Annotated in this window: 16 protein-coding genes; 9 read left to right on the forward strand and 7 right to left on the reverse strand. The window is 39.5% G+C overall.

All coding sequences use genetic code 11. The features are described from left to right. Positions 1 to 454 precede the first annotated feature (454 nt). Positions 455 to 1,243, reverse strand: a complete 789-nt coding sequence (locus tag I6F44_RS15595) for a hypothetical protein (protein WP_197174131.1) — start codon at positions 1,241 to 1,243, stop codon at positions 455 to 457. Between the two features lie 251 nt (positions 1,244 to 1,494). Here I6F44_RS15595 and mpl point away from each other — a divergent pair, with 251 nt between their 5' ends. From mpl to trmB, 5 genes are read left to right on the forward strand one after another with little or no spacing between them, the layout of a single operon-like run. Beyond that, a complete protein-coding gene (gene mpl / locus I6F44_RS15600; protein WP_197174132.1) occupies positions 1,495 to 2,850 on the forward strand; it encodes a UDP-N-acetylmuramate:L-alanyl-gamma-D-glutamyl-meso-diaminopimelate ligase in 1,356 nt (451 codons plus the stop codon). Between the two features lies 1 nt (position 2,851). After that, entirely contained in the window at positions 2,852 to 3,472 is a 621-nt protein-coding gene (locus tag I6F44_RS15605; protein WP_007584746.1) for a flavin prenyltransferase UbiX, read from the forward strand. Further along, on the forward strand, positions 3,472 to 4,401 hold the full coding sequence (locus tag I6F44_RS15610; RefSeq protein WP_197174133.1) for an ABC transporter ATP-binding protein: 930 nt from the start codon (positions 3,472 to 3,474) through the stop codon (positions 4,399 to 4,401). Before I6F44_RS15605 ends, I6F44_RS15610 begins: the two co-directional genes overlap by 1 nt. After that, positions 4,402 to 5,169: an ABC transporter permease gene (locus I6F44_RS15615; protein WP_007584748.1), complete on the forward strand. Its 768-nt coding sequence runs from the start codon at positions 4,402 to 4,404 to the stop codon at positions 5,167 to 5,169. After that, positions 5,169 to 5,840, forward strand: a complete 672-nt coding sequence (gene trmB / locus I6F44_RS15620) for a tRNA (guanine(46)-N(7))-methyltransferase TrmB (protein ID WP_165722914.1) — start codon at positions 5,169 to 5,171, stop codon at positions 5,838 to 5,840. The genes I6F44_RS15615 and trmB overlap by 1 nt, the downstream gene beginning before the upstream one ends. A 6-nt stretch (positions 5,841 to 5,846) precedes the next feature. Here trmB and I6F44_RS15625 read toward each other — a convergent pair whose 3' ends face one another. After that, positions 5,847 to 7,730 (reverse strand): bifunctional diguanylate cyclase/phosphodiesterase, encoded by a 1,884-nt coding sequence (locus I6F44_RS15625; protein WP_010554415.1) that lies wholly within the window; start codon positions 7,728 to 7,730, stop codon positions 5,847 to 5,849. A 264-nt stretch (positions 7,731 to 7,994) separates the two neighbouring features. Here I6F44_RS15625 and panP point away from each other — a divergent pair, with 264 nt between their 5' ends. Beyond that, positions 7,995 to 9,620 (forward strand): pyridoxal-dependent aspartate 1-decarboxylase PanP, encoded by a 1,626-nt coding sequence (gene panP / locus I6F44_RS15630; protein ID WP_197117757.1) that lies wholly within the window; start codon positions 7,995 to 7,997, stop codon positions 9,618 to 9,620. Between the two features lie 53 nt (positions 9,621 to 9,673). On the opposite strand, the gene serA is transcribed toward panP, so the two are convergent. The 5 genes from serA to metK all read right to left on the reverse strand — a co-directional run bounded on the left by serA (position 9,674) and on the right by metK (position 14,110). Then, the gene (gene serA / locus I6F44_RS15635) at positions 9,674 to 10,903 is read right to left on the reverse strand and encodes a phosphoglycerate dehydrogenase (protein WP_024594074.1); all 1,230 of its coding nucleotides are present in this window, start codon (positions 10,901 to 10,903) and stop codon (positions 9,674 to 9,676) included. Between the two features lie 9 nt (positions 10,904 to 10,912). Then, positions 10,913 to 11,566: a ribose-5-phosphate isomerase RpiA gene (rpiA, locus tag I6F44_RS15640; protein ID WP_024591469.1), complete on the reverse strand. Its 654-nt coding sequence runs from the start codon at positions 11,564 to 11,566 to the stop codon at positions 10,913 to 10,915. Between the two features lie 53 nt (positions 11,567 to 11,619). Beyond that, positions 11,620 to 12,216: a 5-formyltetrahydrofolate cyclo-ligase gene (locus I6F44_RS15645; protein WP_165736233.1), complete on the reverse strand. Its 597-nt coding sequence runs from the start codon at positions 12,214 to 12,216 to the stop codon at positions 11,620 to 11,622. Positions 12,217 to 12,234: 18 nt separating this feature from the next. Beyond that, complete coding sequence (locus I6F44_RS15650) at positions 12,235 to 12,783, reverse strand: hypothetical protein (protein WP_197174134.1); 549 nt, start codon at positions 12,781 to 12,783, stop codon at positions 12,235 to 12,237. A 175-nt stretch (positions 12,784 to 12,958) separates the two neighbouring features. Beyond that, complete coding sequence (metK, locus tag I6F44_RS15655) at positions 12,959 to 14,110, reverse strand: methionine adenosyltransferase (RefSeq protein WP_024600601.1); 1,152 nt, start codon at positions 14,108 to 14,110, stop codon at positions 12,959 to 12,961. 303 nt (positions 14,111 to 14,413) lie between these two features. On the opposite strand from metK, the gene tkt reads away from it, so the two are divergent. The 3 genes from tkt to hpf all read left to right on the forward strand — a co-directional run bounded on the left by tkt (position 14,414) and on the right by hpf (position 17,439). Further along, on the forward strand, positions 14,414 to 16,405 hold the full coding sequence (gene tkt / locus I6F44_RS15660) for a transketolase (protein ID WP_197174135.1): 1,992 nt from the start codon (positions 14,414 to 14,416) through the stop codon (positions 16,403 to 16,405). A gap of 185 nt (positions 16,406 to 16,590) precedes the next feature. Beyond that, positions 16,591 to 16,905 carry a pyrimidine/purine nucleoside phosphorylase gene (gene ppnP / locus I6F44_RS15665; RefSeq protein ID WP_197174136.1) on the forward strand — a complete coding sequence of 105 codons (315 nt, stop codon included), beginning with the start codon at positions 16,591 to 16,593 and terminating at the stop codon, positions 16,903 to 16,905. Positions 16,906 to 17,082: 177 nt separating this feature from the next. After that, positions 17,083 to 17,439 (forward strand): ribosome hibernation-promoting factor, HPF/YfiA family, encoded by a 357-nt coding sequence (gene hpf, locus I6F44_RS15670; protein WP_007584763.1) that lies wholly within the window; start codon positions 17,083 to 17,085, stop codon positions 17,437 to 17,439. Positions 17,440 to 17,500: the final 61 nt, after the last annotated feature.

Consider the following 17,500-nt stretch of genomic DNA (forward strand, 5'->3'; position numbering starts at 1 on the left):
TGACGGCTAAGAATATGATATCAAATAGTTTATGAACCACTTTACCTTGTTGGCGAGGATCATCGATTGATTCGAAATATTTAAATAGCTGAGTATCAAGCATGAGAACGCTCCTTGAAAAGAGGAGTATAAGATCATACTTTTAAGTCAAGGTAAAGTTCGTGATCTTGCCCTGGGATATGGCCTAACCAGCTTAGTTTCTCTAGCAGTTCGATGGCTGTCATTCAGTATTTCTCGTCAGTATCTATAATGAGTCCAGGGAACATTCCAATACACTGGCAGCACTTACTCAATACACTGGTCTTATTTAAGCTTCCAGCTAGACGAGAGGATAGAAGATATCCCCGATGGGTTAAGCCAAAACCATCTAAGTATCCCCATAAAAAGAAAAATGCCAGTCAGCTTAACTGACTGGCATTAACCTTTAGGTGCTTTTTTTGGTTTTAAACTCAGCTTATAAATTTAATAAATAAGCTTCAATAAAACGGCGTTGGTTAGCGGCTTTTGGTGCTGTTTTAAATATAAGTGTATTACCATTTTTACGTAGTTTTAGCTCATTAGTAAATTTACATTCGATAGCATTGAACTGAGCTATGTCGTTTTTAAAACTTTGGTCTTTTTCGCACATGTATGCCATTTCGTTTGCAACTTGTGCACAAAATGAACCCACTGGATATTCTTTTAGGTTTTCATCATCAATGCTTTCCCAATCAACATTGGTATTTATTTTTAATCCGCATTGCTTATCTATTTCGCTATTAGCGGCAGCTATATTTTTTTGTTGATACCCTAAATGCTTTTCACGATTAAACTTCGCTAGTTTAGCTTGAGTACCTTTATTTAACTGTTGATCGTATTGCGTTTTTAAATCTTCAACAATGGCAGGGTTTGACTCTTCTTTTTTTGATAAGTAAATTCCATCACGAGTGTCTGGAATATAAAGATTGTAAGAGCAACAGCGGTAGCCTTCCTCAACACTTACTAAACTTCTTTGTGTACCATCGTAAGTATATTTGTAAGCTTTATTACTACCATGAGGTTTTAAATCGGTTAAAAATACAATCCCATCAATATCATGGTTTATGCCTGTTACTTTTACTAAAGCTTGTTTTTTATCTGTTGTTGGGGCAATAACAACATTAACGCCTTCGCCCGAACTTAATTCTATTGGGTACTTAGCAAATTCCAAAGCAAAGCTTTTTTGACTAAGTAAAATACAGGCTATAAAGAATAGTTTTTTCATATTAAGTCCTTTTTAAGTTTTAAAGTTATACAGCAAGCTGGTTTATAACATTGATAATAATTGATTAAAAGCAATACAAGGTAGGTGAACGTGCCTATTTTTTGATTTTTAGCATTTAAAAAACTAATTAACGTGTTTTTGGCACGAGTGAATTGTGCAGACGTACATAGTAACTAAGCACGAATTTTGGCATTATAGCGCCATTAAACTTTGCATAGCTGTAAAGTGAGCATACGATTTAAGGAAAGTATATGCATATACATATTTTGGGCATTTGTGGCACGTTTATGGGTGGTATTGCAGCCATTGCTAAATCATTAGGTCATAAAGTAACGGGTTCTGATCAAAACGTTTACCCACCAATGAGTACGCAACTTGAAGAGCTTGGCATTGAACTGACTCAAGGCTACGACGTATCTCAATTAGAGCCAAAACCAGATATGGTAGTTATCGGTAATGCAATGAGCCGTGGTAACCCGTGTGTTGAATATGTGCTTGATAAAGGCCTGCCTTATACATCTGGCCCTGAATGGCTTAAACATAACCTATTACAAAACTCGTGGGTACTTGCTGTAGCCGGTACGCATGGTAAAACAACCACAGCAAGTATGCTTGCGTGGGTATTAGAGTACGCAGGTTTAAAACCAGGGTTTTTAATTGGCGGCATAGTCCAAAATTTTGGTGTATCGGCCAAAGTAGGTGAAACGCCATTTTTTGTTATTGAAGCCGATGAATACGACACAGCTTTTTTTGATAAGCGCAGTAAGTTTGTCCATTACCTTCCGCGTACACTTATATTAAATAATCTTGAATTCGATCACGCTGATATTTTCGAAGATTTAAACGCAATAAAAAAACAATTTCATCACTTAATGCGTACATTACCTCAAAGCGGCAAGGTAATTTGGCCTAAGCAAGACGTAGCGCTTAATGACGTAATAGCACAAGGGCTTTGGAGCGAAAGCGAAACACTCGGTGATGACTGGGGCTATGAATTAATAAAAGCCGATGGTAGTGAGTTTAATGTACTTTTAAATAACGAAAAGCAGGGTACTGTTTGCTGGCAAGCAATAGGCGAGCATAACGTTAAAAATGCAATTATGACTATCGCAGCAGCGCGCCATGTGGGTATAGCTGTTGATCATAGTATTGATGCCTTAGGAGAATTTATTAGCCCTAAAAGGCGTATGGAGCTAAAGGCTGATATTAATAATATTAAGGTGTATGACGATTTTGCGCATCACCCAACAGCAATTAAAACTACGCTTGCAGGACTGCGCGCAAAAGTAGGTGATGAAAAAATTATCGCTATTTTAGAGCCGCGCTCAAACACTATGAAAATGGGCGTGCACCAATATACATTATCAGATTCACTGCGTGATGCTGACGACGTACTACTTTTTGAACCAGAGAATCTAAATTGGTCGCTAAAAGAGCAAGCAGATAAAGCAGGCATGCAGTGCTTTAGCAGCACGCAAACAATTATTGATACGGTGCTTGAAAATATTGAGCCTAATCAGCATATTTTAATTATGAGCAATGGCGGTTTTAATGGCCTTCATCAACACCTTGTTGATGGTTTAGCTGATAAATACAGCGGAGAATAGTGTGCAATTTAAAGATAGAATTACGCTCGCTTTTAGCGGTGCATCAGGTGCGCCTTATGGTTTAAGGTTACTTGAAGTATTGCTTGAGCAGCAATTTCAAGTTTACGTACTTATCTCAAGTGCAGCGCGAGTGGTGCTTGATACAGAATCAAATATTAAGCTCTCTGGTAATGAAGACAAAGCCACTGAGCAGTTAAGTACGCTGTTTAATGCTAAATCTGGGCAGTTAAAAGTATACGGTAAAGATAACTGGTTTAGCCCTGTGGCTTCGGGCTCTGCGGCGCCTAAAAAAATGGTGGTATGCCCGTGTAGTGCAGGATCGGTTTCTGCAATTGCAGTAGGGGCGTCAGATAACTTATTAGAGCGCGCCGCTGATGTGGTAATTAAAGAACGCGGACAGTTAATTTTAGTGCCGCGCGAAACACCGTTTAACGAAATTCATTTAGAAAACATGCTTAAGTTATCTCGTTTAGGTGTGACCATAATGCCAGCAGCGCCTGGCTTTTATCATAAGCCACAAAGTATTGAAGACTTAGTTGATTTTATGGTGGCGAGAATTTTAGATCATTTAAATATTGAACATAACCTAACAAAACGTTGGGGTTATGGTGAGGGTAAGTAATGAATAAGCAAAATATTGCTTTAAATATAGAAGGCCTTACCAAGGTTTATAAAAATGGTGTTGAGGCTATTAAAGGCGTTGATTTACAAGTTAAAGAGGGCGACTTTTTCGCTTTACTTGGTCCAAACGGAGCAGGTAAATCAACCTCCATTGGTGTTATTTCGTCACTTGTTAATAAAACAAAAGGCAAAGTAGAAGTATTCGGTTGTAATATTGATACTGACTTAGAAGCTGCAAAAGCGCATTTAGGCTTAGTGCCGCAAGAGTTTAATTTTAGCCAATTTGAAACGCTTAGCCAAATACTTGTTAACCAAGCCGGTTATTATGGTGTGCCACGTGGCGAAGCCCATAAACGTGCTGATAAATACTTAGCGCAACTTGGCTTACTTGAGAAAAAAGACAAACAAGCACGTACGCTTTCAGGCGGTATGAAACGCCGATTAATGATTGCGCGTGCCCTTATGCACGAACCCAAGTTGCTTATACTTGATGAGCCAACAGCGGGTGTAGACATAGAACTTCGTCGTTCAATGTGGGATTTTTTACGCCAAATAAATGAGCAAGGCGTAACTATTATTTTAACTACGCACTACCTTGAAGAAGCAGAGTTACTGTGTAAAAACATCGCCATAATCGATAATGGCCGAATTGTTGAAAACACGACCATTAAAGCACTGCTTGCAAAGCTTGATAAAGAAACCTTTATTTTAGATTTAAAAATGCCAGCAAACCCTGTAACGCTTGAAGGTTATAAATTTACCATGACGGACGATCACACTGTTGAAGTAGAAGTCGCTAAATCTCAAGGATTAAATGCGGTTTTTAGTGCATTAACAACTCAAGGTAATACTGTATTGAGTATGCGAAATAAAGCAAACAGATTAGAAGAGTTATTTGTTGGATTACTAGAGCAAGGGCGGGGCGAATAAATGTTTAAATATGGCGTAGCCTTAAAGAGTTTGTGGATCAAAGAGTGCATTCGTTTTTTACGTATTTGGGTGCAAACTTTAGTACCGCCAGCAATTACGATGAGCTTATATTTTGTTATTTTTGGTAACTTAATTGGTTCACGCATTGGCGACATGGGCGGCTTTAGTTATATGGAGTTTATTGTACCTGGCCTTATAATGATGTCGGTTATTACTAACTCTTATTCCAACGTAGCCTCTAGTTTTTACTCAACAAAGTTTCAAAAAAGCATTGAAGAGCTTTTAGTTGCACCTGTACCTAACTACATCATTGTTCTAGGTTATATGGGGGGCGGTATGACGCGCGGTATTATGGTGGGCTTTATAGTTACCTGTGTATCGTTATTATTTGTTGATATTCAAATTCATAATATTTTTGTAATTATGGCGACGGTTATTTTAACCTCAGCTGTGTTTGCTTTAGGTGGCTTAATTAATGCGATTTACGCAAACAGCTTTGACGATATAAGCATTATCCCCACCTTCATACTAACGCCACTAACTTACTTAGGCGGTGTATTTTATTCAATTACGTTGCTGCCTGAATTTTGGCAGAATGTATCACAAATCAACCCTATAATTTATATGGTTAACGCATTTCGTTATGGCTTTTTAGGTGTGTCGGATGTTGATTTGAGCGTGGCTCTTGGGGTTATTTTAGTATTTATAACAGCGTTATTTACATTAGCGCTTACATTGATCAAAAAAGGTGTGGGGCTAAGACACTAATGAGTGATGCAAATTCACGTAGTATTGTATCTAATCAAGCGGGTATTCACGAAAAGCTTGATGAAATAGTAAATAAGCACTTAGATGCTGAATTTAAAAAGCCAATTGCAGCGCATACCCAAGCCGCATTTGACGAGGTTAATGCTAAAGTACAAGCCTTTAGTGGCCCGCTTATTTTAGACTCGTGTTGTGGCGTAGGTGAAAGCTCAGCTAACTTAGCTAAGCGCCACCCAGATGCACTTATAATTGGTATTGATAAATCGTCGCACCGATTAGATAAGCACGATGTTGAATATAAGCAAACCGACAGTGGTCAGTACATCTTAGTGCAAGCAGACTTAAACGACTTTTGGCGTTTAGCGGTTGCTGCTAATTGGCAACCTATACACCATTATTTGTTGTATCCAAACCCGTGGCCTAAATCTAAGCATATTCGTAGACGCTGGCATGGCGCGGCTATTTTTCCATTTATCGTTAAGTTAGGTGGAAAATTAGAAGTGCGCAGCAATTGGGATATTTACGTTAAGGAGTTTGCTCGGGCGCTCGAATTAACAGGCAACCCTTGCGATGTAACGCTTTATGAGTCAGACGATGCCATTACGCCTTTTGAGCGTAAATACTGGGCCAGTGGCCAGCAAAGCCACCGACTCGTTATTAACTTACCTCGCTAAAGTAAGTTAAAGTGCTAATTCTTCTTCTATAACCGTACTAACATGTGACACTGGGTGGGCAAAGTAGTTGCCTTGCATTAGTGTCACATTCGCCTTTTTAAGTGCGGTTACTATGGTTGCATTTTCTACCGACTCTGCCATTAATTGCAAACCAAGTTGATTAGCAAAACTGGCTATATGTTCAATAAATAAATAGATATCTTTGTCATTCACTATTTGCTTTATTAGTGCGCCATCTAGCTTAATACCATCTACTTCCAGCTTAAGTACGTTTGATATATTTGAATAACCACTACCAAAGTCATCAATAATAACCTTAACGCCTTTCGTTTTAACCATTCCAATAAATGCTTTTACCTCAGAAAAGTTGGCAATAGCTTGGGTTTCTAAAAGCTCTAGTGTGATATTACCAGGATGCGGGTAGCGCTTAAGTTCGTCCGCAATAAACTCACTTAAATTAGGGTCGAGCATATCTTGTGCTGTTATATTTAAACTCCAGCAAATATCGGTTTTTCTAAAGCGACTAACACATTGTGAAAATATAGTACGGGTAAGTATTCCGTCCATTCTTGATCGAGTAACAACATTTAAAAATGCATCAGGTTTCAACACTTCCCCTTGCGCCGTTACCATTCGAGCTAAACATTCGTATTGAACGACCTTGTTGGTATTTGTATCAATAATGGGTTGAAAGTAAGGCACTATACGGTTGTTATCAAACGCTTCACGCACCTCTTTAGCCATTTCAACATTGTATTGATATTGCGTTTTTACATCGTGTAGCGCTTTTGAGTAGTTAACTACGCTATGCCTGCCTTGTTTTGCTTGCAGCGCCGCTATATGAGCATTTTCAAGCAGTAGCGATTTATTGCCACTGGCAATACCTGCACATAGGGTTATGTAAATAAAAGGGTCAGTTAACACTGGGGTATTAAAGTTATATGTTTTTACGAGATCGGTAAATTCGTCATTACTCATTTCTTTAGGCGCGAGTAATACTATTTTGTTGGTTGCTAGTCTGTATATATGGCAATGCGCAGAGCTTCTGAGTTTAAAGTGAATAAGTAAGTTTTTCATTACTTTGTCACCCACTTCAGTGCCGTAGAAACTGTTTATATCTTCTATTTCATTAACCCAAATAACGGCTAACTGCATGTGATGAGCATTACTTTTTTTAATAAAGTACTCAAGAGCAATATGATTTGAAAAACCAGTACTTGAGTCAGTTGCTAAAGAGCGCTTTAGTAAATAAATATATATGGCGGCAACTAGTATCGCGATAAAAAAGAAGAAGCTCGCCATGGCAGCTGCTTTTGATACGCTTTCTTTAAGTTTCTCGTTTAAATTGTAAATAGTTATATCGGCACCCGTTAAATAGGTATTGCCGTTAATAGGGTCAACGTAAGGAATAAAAATAGTTTTAAAGTGGCCCCACTGATCGCTCGATATTTCAAATACAGGCTCGGTTGAGTAAAAAGCACTTATATTTGCATCGGTAGCTTCAGGGTAGAGATCTAAAAATTGAGTTACTTTGCCATTATTCTGATCGTCTTGCGTGTAGCTTGATGAGCTAAAAAGAACCTTTCCGTCTTTTAAAATCATTGAATACACATAAGCAATATCAAGTGCTTGAGCAAACTCAGAGAGCTGTTTACTCTTATTTTGATAGTAAGAAAAACTTATGTTGTCGCCTTGATTAACCGCACTTAAGTAATTTTCACCTAGAATATGTTTAACGCTGGTGGCGGCATTAAGTAAGCGATTATCAACCGACTGCATTATTTCAGCACGCGTGGTTTGGTAAGTGTAGTAAACATAGGTAAGCAAGCTTATTAAAAATAAGCTAAAGCCTGCCACTATCCAACTAACTTTGACTCTTCCTTCTGGCATATGTGTCCCTTTTTTGTTATCAAATTTATTATACCCAAAATAAGTAAATGCCCAATAAATAATTAGGTTTGGTAGAGTTTTAATTAAATTATCATTTTTTTGTCATCGCTTTGATTGCTTTTACAGGTTTAAACGAGACATTTTAGTTATATTGCAGTAAAGTTAGCGCAATTTTTAAAGAAACACGATTGCTCTAAATGTCCTAATAATTAGGCGTTTTTGATGGGTAAGCGCGTGTTTTAGCTACACACACTAGGTATTGAGATGGATCAAAAGCGTTGTGCCGTCGCCTCTAAAGAAAGCCTTAAGCGTATATTTACTGTACCTGAAGCGCCAGACTCAACTTTAAGCAAAATCGAGCTTGAAATTTCGAGTAATTTAGCAGGTTTTCTAAACGAAAATATAGCGGCAATTGAAAAACCATTACATGAAATCGAAAAAGATTTTCAGTCGGCAGTGATCCCAGAGGATCCAACGTTTGTATCTGCTTATGCCCAAGACATAATGGAGCAACTTGTTGCGCATTCTGTGCATACAGCTGCGCCTAGCTTTATTGGTCACATGACCTCTGCCTTGCCGCATTTCTTATTACCGCTGTCAAAATTGATGGTAGGGCTAAATCAAAATCTAGTAAAAATAGAAACGTCTAAAGCGTTTACGCCTCTTGAACGTCAAGTGCTTGGAATGATGCACCATTTAGCTTATGGGCAAGACGATTCATTTTATTCTAAATGGATGCACAGTGCTAAAACCTCATTAGGTGCATTTTGCTCTGGTGGAACGGTCGCTAATATTACTGCGCTTTGGATTGCTCGAAACCGCTTATTAAAACCCGATGGCGATTTTAGAGGTATCGGCGCACAAGGCCTAATTGCCGGTATGCTGCATTACGGCTATAAAGGTTTAGCAGTATTAATATCAGAACGCGGACATTACTCGTTAGGTAAATCGGTTGATTTACTCGGTATTGGCCGCGATAACTTAATTGGCATTAAAACCTGCGAAAATAATAAAGTTGATGTAGGAGCTATGCGCGAAAAAGCACGTGAGCTTGAATCGCAAGGCATTAAAGTAATGGCGATTATTGGGGTAGCGGGTACAACCGAAACCGGTAATATTGACCCACTTGATGAAATGGCCGACTTAGCACAAGACATTAACTGCCATTTTCATGTAGATGCTGCATGGGGAGGAGCAACCCTTTTATCGAACACGCATCGCCCTTTACTAAAAGGGGTTGAGCGAGCAGATTCAATTACCATCGATGCACATAAACAAATGTATGTACCAATGGGAGCGGGCTTAGTTTTATTTAAAGATCCCGCTGCAACCGATGCAATAGAGCATCACGCTGAGTACATATTACGTAAAGGTTCAAAAGACTTAGGTAGCCACACGCTTGAAGGCAGCCGACCTGGTATGGCAATGTTAGTACATGCTTGCTTACGTGTTATTGGTCGTAAAGGTTATGAAATGCTGATTGATCGAAGCATCAAAAAAGCACATTACTTTGCTGATTTAATTAAAGCTGATGAAGACTTTGAGCTTATTTCAGAACCTGAATTGTGCTTATTAACGTATCGTTATGTACCTAAGCAAATTAAACAAGCAATAGCCGATGCAGATGCTGCAACTCGGTTAGATATTTTTGCCTCTCTGAATCGTTTTACTGCCAGTATGCAAAAACGTCAGCGAGAGTCTGGTCGCTCATTTGTATCACGTACTCGTTTAACGCCTTCTAAATACGACAATCAACCTACAGTTGTATTTAGAGTGGTACTTGCAAACCCGCTTACCTCAGGTGCTATTTTAAAAGAGATATTAGCTGAGCAAAAAGAGTTGGCTGCAACAGATCCGGTATTCAAAAAATACTTAAGAAAGTATATGTAATCTAAATACAAAAAAGGGTCCATAAGGACCCTTCTTAATATCAAAAGTACTTATTAATGCAAAATACGTGCTCTAATTGTACCCTCAACAGCGCTTAGTTCTTTAAGTGCTACTTCAGATTGATCTGTATCTACATCAATAACTACATAACCAATAGATGCGTCTGTTTGTAGGTATTGCGCAGCAATGTTAATACCGTGCTGTGCAAACGCTTGGTTAATTTGCGTTAGTACACCAGGGCGGTTGTGGTGCACGTGTAATAAACGGCTACGATTAGCAAGCTCAGGCAGCGATACTTCAGGGAAGTTAACGGCAGTAATAGTTGAGCCATTATCTGAGTATTTAGCCAGTTTACCCGCTACTTCAATACCAATGTTTTCTTGCGCTTCTTGTGTAGAACCACCAATGTGCGGCGTTAAAATAACATTGTCGAATTGGCGCAGTGGCGATACAAATTCTTCATCGTTAGACTTTGGCTCAGTAGGGAACACATCGATTGCTGCTCCACTTAGTTTTTTCTCTGTTAGTGCTTCTGCAAGTGCATCAATATCAACAACAGTTCCGCGTGAAGCATTGATCAAAATAGATCCCTGCTTCATAACAGCAAGTTCTGCGCTACCAATAAGATTTTTAGTTTGCGGTGTTTCTGGTACGTGTAAACTAATAATATCAGAGCGTTGTAACAGCTGAGTTAGGTTGTGAACTTGCTTTGCATTACCGAGTGATAATTTATCTTCGATATCGTAATATTCAACGTTCATACCGATATTTTCAGCCATAATACCTAGCTGAGTACCAATGTGACCGTAGCCAATAATACCTAATGTTTTACCACGTGCTTCAAACGAACCATTTGCTGTTTTTAACCAGCCACCACGATGAGCCGCTGCATTACGCTCTGGAATACCGCGTAATAAAAGTAGGATTTCACCAAGTACAAGTTCAGCAACTGAACGAGTATTAGAAAATGGTGCGTTAAATACAGCAATACCGCGTTCGCGTGCTGCATCTAAATCAACTTGGTTTGTACCAATACAAAAACACCCAACAGCAACTAGCTTGTCAGCTGAGTCTAATACGGCTTGGTTAATATGAGTACGAGAACGAAGTCCTACAAAGTGAACATCTTTAATGCGCTCTTTTAATTCGTCCTCAGGTAAGGATGTTTTAACGTAGTCGATATTGCTGTAACCGTTACGTTTTAGCGTTTCAACAGCGCTTTGGTGAACACCTTCAAGCAAGAGAATTTTAATTTTGTCTTTTGCTAACGATACCTTACTCATAACCTCATCCTATTTAATTTGTGGCCCATTTTTAGTACCGATAATCACTTTATCAGCACCACGCATTGCAAATAGGCCGTTGGTAACTACGCCAACAATTGAATTTATTTGTGCTTCAAGTTGTTTAGCATTGGTAATTTTTAAGTTAAATACATCTAATATAACGTTACCGTTATCGGTAACTACGCCTTGGCGATAAACAGGGTCACCACCAAGCTTTAATAATTCTCGTGCAACGTAGCTGCGAGCCATTGGAATAACTTCTACCGGAAGCGGGAAGTCGCCTAATGTTTTTACTAATTTGGTGTCATCTACAATGCACACAAATTGTTTAGCTACAGCGGCTACTATTTTTTCGCGAGTAAGGGCTGCGCCGCCACCTTTAATCATTTCGTTTTGATCATTTATTTCGTCAGCGCCGTCAACGTATACATCTAAAGCAGCAACGTTATTAAGCTCAAATACTTCAATACCTAACGCTTGTAAGCGCGCGGTTGAGGCTTCTGAGCTTGATACAGCGCCTACAATAGTGTCCTTTACTGAACCAAGGGCATCAATAAAGTGATTAACAGTAGAGCCTGTACCCACACCTACAATAGTGTTTTCTTTTACAAACTCGAGTGCTGCCCAAGCAGCTGCTTTTTTTAATTCGTCTTGTGTCATTGCTTTGTGCTCATGTATGTCAGAAATATGCGGTTAGTAATCAAATTTAATTGTTACCAACAGTATGTTTTATCTGGGGTGATAATGGTTTTAAGTGGTACATCCCACGACTCGATTGGTAGGGCCTCAACTTTTTGGCATTCATGTGCAAGGCCAATTAGTTGTGGTTTTTGCCAATTTTGTTCGTGCAAACGCGCCAATGTCCGGTCGTAAAACCCACCTCCCATTCCTAGGCGATTACCTTGTTTATCAAATGCAACTAATGGCATAAGGAGGTAATCAAGCACTGGTAATGGGCATATTTGAGAGCAGTTCAGCTCAGGCTCCAAGATACCATAGCGATTTGCTCTCATGGGTGAGTTTTTCTCATAGCGCTGAAATAGTAAATTAGCGCCATTGAATGGGTGTATTATAGGTAGGTAAACGGTATGGTTTAAACTCCATAATTCTTTAATTAACAATGAAGTGTCTAGCTCCCCATCGTTACTTAAGTAAATGGCAATATGCTTTGAATTCGTTGTTTTTTCGCTTTTTAAATGTTGAATAAAATTCATTTTTAGCGATTGCGCAGCAATTATTTGCTGATTATTTGACAAGTTTTTACGGGTGTTACGAATTTCCGCTCTTATTTTTGCGCGTTTATTGCTCATTAAATTAATTAGCCATTCTTAAAAAGAGAATAAATCGGGAAAAATTAAAAAAACAGCCAGTACGACTAGCAAAATGGTGGCAGTTGCAATCAATGAATATAAAAGTAAGTTACTGCGTTTTTTAGGAGGCGCTAAATCATCACCTAGCATTAGATCGTCACCTTGCCATTCGTCAATACTTTCGTCTGGTGCTTTTAACTGAGCTTCAGGAAGGCGTTGCTCTAACTCGTCTAACTTTTCTTCAAGGCGAATTAAGCTGCTAGTGATGTAATCGAGTGCATCAAAAATACGTTCATCACGTTGATTGTTATTTGCAGCAGGGTTTGAGCCATTTTGAATGATGTTTGAAACAGCTTGAAGCTTACTTTTAATGCCTAAGCCTGCTAGTAACTTAGCCTGTTTTAACGCTTTGTCTTTATCGCTTGGTGCAAACAGTGGCTTACCTTTAAAAAAAAGAGCTACTTTTTCATCTGACGTTTTTAATTTTGCAGCTAAATTTGTACATGCTGTTTTTATGTCAACGTTATCGGCAAGTCCTGCAAATATAACGCGAAAGTTATCGGCCATTTAACTGTCCCTAAAGCTTTTATAATGAAATGAGTATATACCTAAAGTACAAAAGAATTCGAGGTCGATTTAATAGTTATTTTGTAGACGCTCTACAAACAATATAGCGAATAAGTTTTAGATGTAAAAACGGCCCTTAAAAGGGCCGTTTTTAATTTACTACAACAATTTTGGCTTAAAGGCCGGCAGCTGCGCGAAGTGCGTCTGCTTTATCTGTACGTTCCCAAGGGAATTCGTCACGACCAAAGTGGCCGTAAGCCGCTGTAGGAAGGTAGATAGGGCGCTCTAAATCAAGCATTTGAATTAAGCCGTAAGGGCGCAGGTCAAAATGTTCACGAATAAGCTCGATTAAACGGCTTTCTTCTAGCTTGCTTGTACCAAACGTTTCAACGCTGATAGAAGTAGGCTCTGCAACACCAATTGCGTAAGAGACTTGTAGCTCACACTTGTCAGCAAGACCAGCAGCAACAATGTTTTTAGCAACGTAACGTGCAGCGTATGCCGCAGAACGGTCAACTTTTGATGGATCTTTACCAGAGAAAGCACCACCACCGTGACGAGCCATACCACCGTATGTATCTACAATGATTTTACGACCAGTTAAACCACAGTCACCCATTGGTCCGCCAATAACAAAGCGACCTGTTGGGTTAATGAAAAACTTAGTTGCACTTGTAATAAGTTCTGCAGGAAGTACCGGCTTGATGATTGTTTCCATCACAGCTTCTACTAAATCTTTTTGCGAAATGTCTTCGCTGTGCTGAGTAGAAAGTACAACAGCATCAATACCTACAGGTTTGCCATTTTCGTATGCAAAAGTAACTTGAGATTTTGCATCTGGACGTAACCAATTAAGCTCGCCGCTTTTGCGTACTTGCGCTTGGCGCTGTACTAAACGGTGTGAGTAAGTAATTGGAGCAGGCATTAGTACTTCTGTTTCGTTACATGCGTAACCAAACATTAAGCCTTGGTCGCCAGCGCCTTGCTCTTCTGGGCTAGTACGGTCAACACCTTGGTTAATGTCAGGAGACTGTTTACCAATAGTGTTCAAAATTGCACATGAATCGGCATCAAAGCCCATGTCTGAATTTGTGTAGCCAATGTCACGAATTGTTTTACGTGTAATTTCTTCGATATCAACCCATGCGCTAGTAGTGATTTCACCACCAACCATAACCATACCGGTTTTAACGTAAGTTTCACACGCTACGCGAGCCTGAGAGTCTTGCTCTAGGATTGCATCAAGTACCGCATCAGAGATTTGATCGGCGATTTTATCCGGATGACCTTCAGAAACAGATTCAGAAGTAAATAAATGTTTTGCCATTGTATTTCTGCTCACAAATATTGCGCTTCACAAATGTCGGTATTAGCGCTAAAAAATTAAGGGGCGTATTTTATCGAAAACAAAACGCATTGCATAGTGTTTTTACGCCTAGACGTCTAAATAAAATTACGAATGTCGTTCTAGTCTCAAAAAAAATTCATAATGCTGCCTTTTCTGGGGTTTTTAATTGCACACCGCCCCCACAATAAGTAAGAATGGATATATAACAGTATCCAAGTTATTTGGTTACATAAACAAACACATAAATACCCGCGCAAATACACATATAAGGTAGGAGAATTCATGCCATCTCGCAAAGAACTTGCAAATGCTATTCGCGTCTTGTCAATGGACGCAGTACAAAAGGCCAAATCTGGCCACCCTGGAGCCCCTATGGGCATGGCTGATATCGCAGAAGTATTATGGCGCGATTATCTAAAACATAACCCAACGAATCCAGAGTGGGCTGACCGTGACAGATTTATTCTTTCAAACGGCCACGGTTCAATGCTTATCTATTCTCTATTGCACCTAAGTGGTTACGACTTACCACTGGACGAAATTAAAAACTTCCGTCAAATGCACTCTAAAACTCCAGGGCACCCTGAATATGGCTATGCACCAGGAATCGAAACTACTACGGGTCCATTAGGTCAAGGGATCACAAATGCCGTAGGTATGGCAATTGCTGAAAAAGCACTTGCTGCACAGTTTAACCGTGAAGGTCACGATATTGTTGATCACTTTACCTATGCATTTATGGGTGATGGCTGCCTTATGGAAGGTATTTCTCATGAAGCAGGTTCACTTGCAGGCACATTAGGTCTGGGTAAACTTGTTGCATTTTGGGATGACAACGGCATCTCAATCGATGGCGAAGTAGAAGGTTGGTTTACAGATGATACACCAGCTCGCTTTAAAGCATACGGTTGGCATGTAATTAGTGGTGTTGATGGCCACGACAGCGATGCTGTAAGTGCTGCAATTGCAGAAGCAAAAAGCGTTACCGATAAACCTTCACTAATTTGTTGTAAAACAATTATTGGTTACGGCTCACCTAATAAATCAGGTAGCCATGATTGTCACGGTGCACCACTAGGTGATGACGAAATTAAAGCGTCTCGCGAATTTTTAGGTTGGACTGGCGATGCTTTCGAAATTCCTGATGATATTTACGCACAGTGGGATGGCAAAGAAAAAGGCAAGCAGCTTGAATCAAGCTGGGACGAAAAATTTGCAGCATACGCAAAAGCATACCCAGAGCTTGCAGCTGAATATAAGCGTCGTATTAATAACGAACTGCCTGGCGATTGGGCTGAAAAATCTCAAGCGTACATTGAGCAATTGCAAGCAAACCCTGCAAATCCAGCTTCTCGTAAAGCGTCACAAAATGCATTAAATGCATTTGGTCCGTTATTACCAGAATTTATGGGTGGCTCAGCCGATTTAGCTGGCTCAAACTTAACAATTTGGGATGGCTCTAAAGGTTTAACACGCGATGATGCAAGTGGTAACTACATTTACTACGGTGTACGTGAGTTTGGTATGTCGGCAATTATGAATGGTATTGCGCTTCATAAAGGCTTTATTCCTTACGGTGCAACGTTCTTAATGTTTGTTGAATATGCAAAAAATGCTGTTCGTATGGCTGCATTAATGAAGCAACCAAGCATTTTTGTATACACGCACGATTCAATTGGTTTAGGTGAAGATGGTCCAACTCACCAACCAGTAGAGCAAATTGCAAGCATGCGTTTAACGCCTAACTTATATAACTGGCGTCCATGTGACCAAGTTGAGTCGGCAATTGCATGGCAACAAGCTATTGAGCGTAAAGACGGTCCTACATCGCTTATCTTTACTCGCCAAGGTCTTGAGCAACAAGCACGTGACGCACAGCAATTAAGTGACGTTAAAAAGGGTGGTTACATCCTTAGCTGTGACGGCAACCCAGAGATTATTTTCATTGCAACGGGTTCTGAAGTACAACTAGCACAAGATTCAGCTAAAGAGCTACGCAGCCAAGGTAAAAAGGTACGTGTTGTATCTATGCCATGTACTGATGCCTTTGAAGATCAAAGCGCAGCATACAAAGAAAGCGTATTACCGGCATCTGTTTCACGCCGCGTAGCAGTAGAAGCTGGTATTGCTGACTACTGGTACAAGTACGTAGGCCTAAACGGCGCAGTAGTAGGTATGACTACCTTTGGTGAGTCAGCACCTGCAGGCGAGCTGTTTGAGCACTTTGGTTTTACAGTGGCAAACATTGTAAGCAAAGCAAACGAGCTTTTTTAATCGCTTTGATTAAATAAAGTAAGTAATTGAAAAACCCGCACGTGTTGCGGGTTTTTTTATGCCCTTACATGAAGCAACTTCACCTTGAACAATGCAGCTTTCCTTGCAAGAAAGTAAGCTATCAGGCAAGGTAGTGCGATAAAATTATATAAATAAAAATCTTAAATTAATAGCAGGAGCTAAAAATGCCAAAGTTCGATAACGTAAGTGTAGTAAAAAAAGCCAATGTATATTTTGACGGAAAAGTGTCGAGCCGTACCGTTATTTTAGGTGATGGCGAAGCGAAAACGTTAGGCTTTATGCAACCAGGTGAGTTTGTTTTTGATACAAACCAAAAAGAGTGCATGGAGCTTTTAGCTGGCCAATGGGATATTTTATTACCAGGTGCAAGTGAGTGGAAAATATTTAACGCGGGTGAATCGTTTAATGTTGATGCAAATGTAAGCTTTAAAGTAAAAGTATCTGATTTTGCTGACTACTGTTGTTCGTACACAGATTAACCAGTACAGCTAGACGTCTGAAAGCCCATGCACTATGGGCTTTGCATAAACTTTGCACAACGCATGATTTAAATCACCAAAAACCACAAATAAACCTCAAATATCTCTATTTTTTCCTTGTGTTAATCTAAATAGCCCCCAATACTATTTATGAGGTAACAAATAAAAGGATACCCTATGAAAATTAATCTTTCTGGTCACCATGTTGAAGTTACTGACTCTATTAGAGAGCACATCAACGAAAAATTTTCAAAAATCGAGAGCCATTTCCCATCGCTTATTGCACTCGAAATTATTTTGTCTAAAGAACATCATAAAATCCAAGCTGAAATTAGCACTAATTATGAAGGCACGCGCATATCGGTAAAAGGGGAAAACGAAGTTATGTACCCTGCCATTGCAAGTGCAGCTAAAAAACTCGATGCAGCACTAAAACATCGAAAAGGGCAGATAAAAGCAAACTTACACGAAAAGCCTGTTAGCACTACACCTGAAATCGCACACGAGATCATCCAAGAGATGGATCTTAAATAAAATTTAGTCACAAAGTATTGTAAAAAAGAGCCGTATGGCTCTTTTTTATTGCCTGTAATTT

It is taken from the genome of Pseudoalteromonas sp. NZS11_1 (assembly GCF_015864275.1).
Classification (GTDB): Bacteria; Pseudomonadota; Gammaproteobacteria; order Enterobacterales; family Alteromonadaceae; genus Pseudoalteromonas; species Pseudoalteromonas arctica.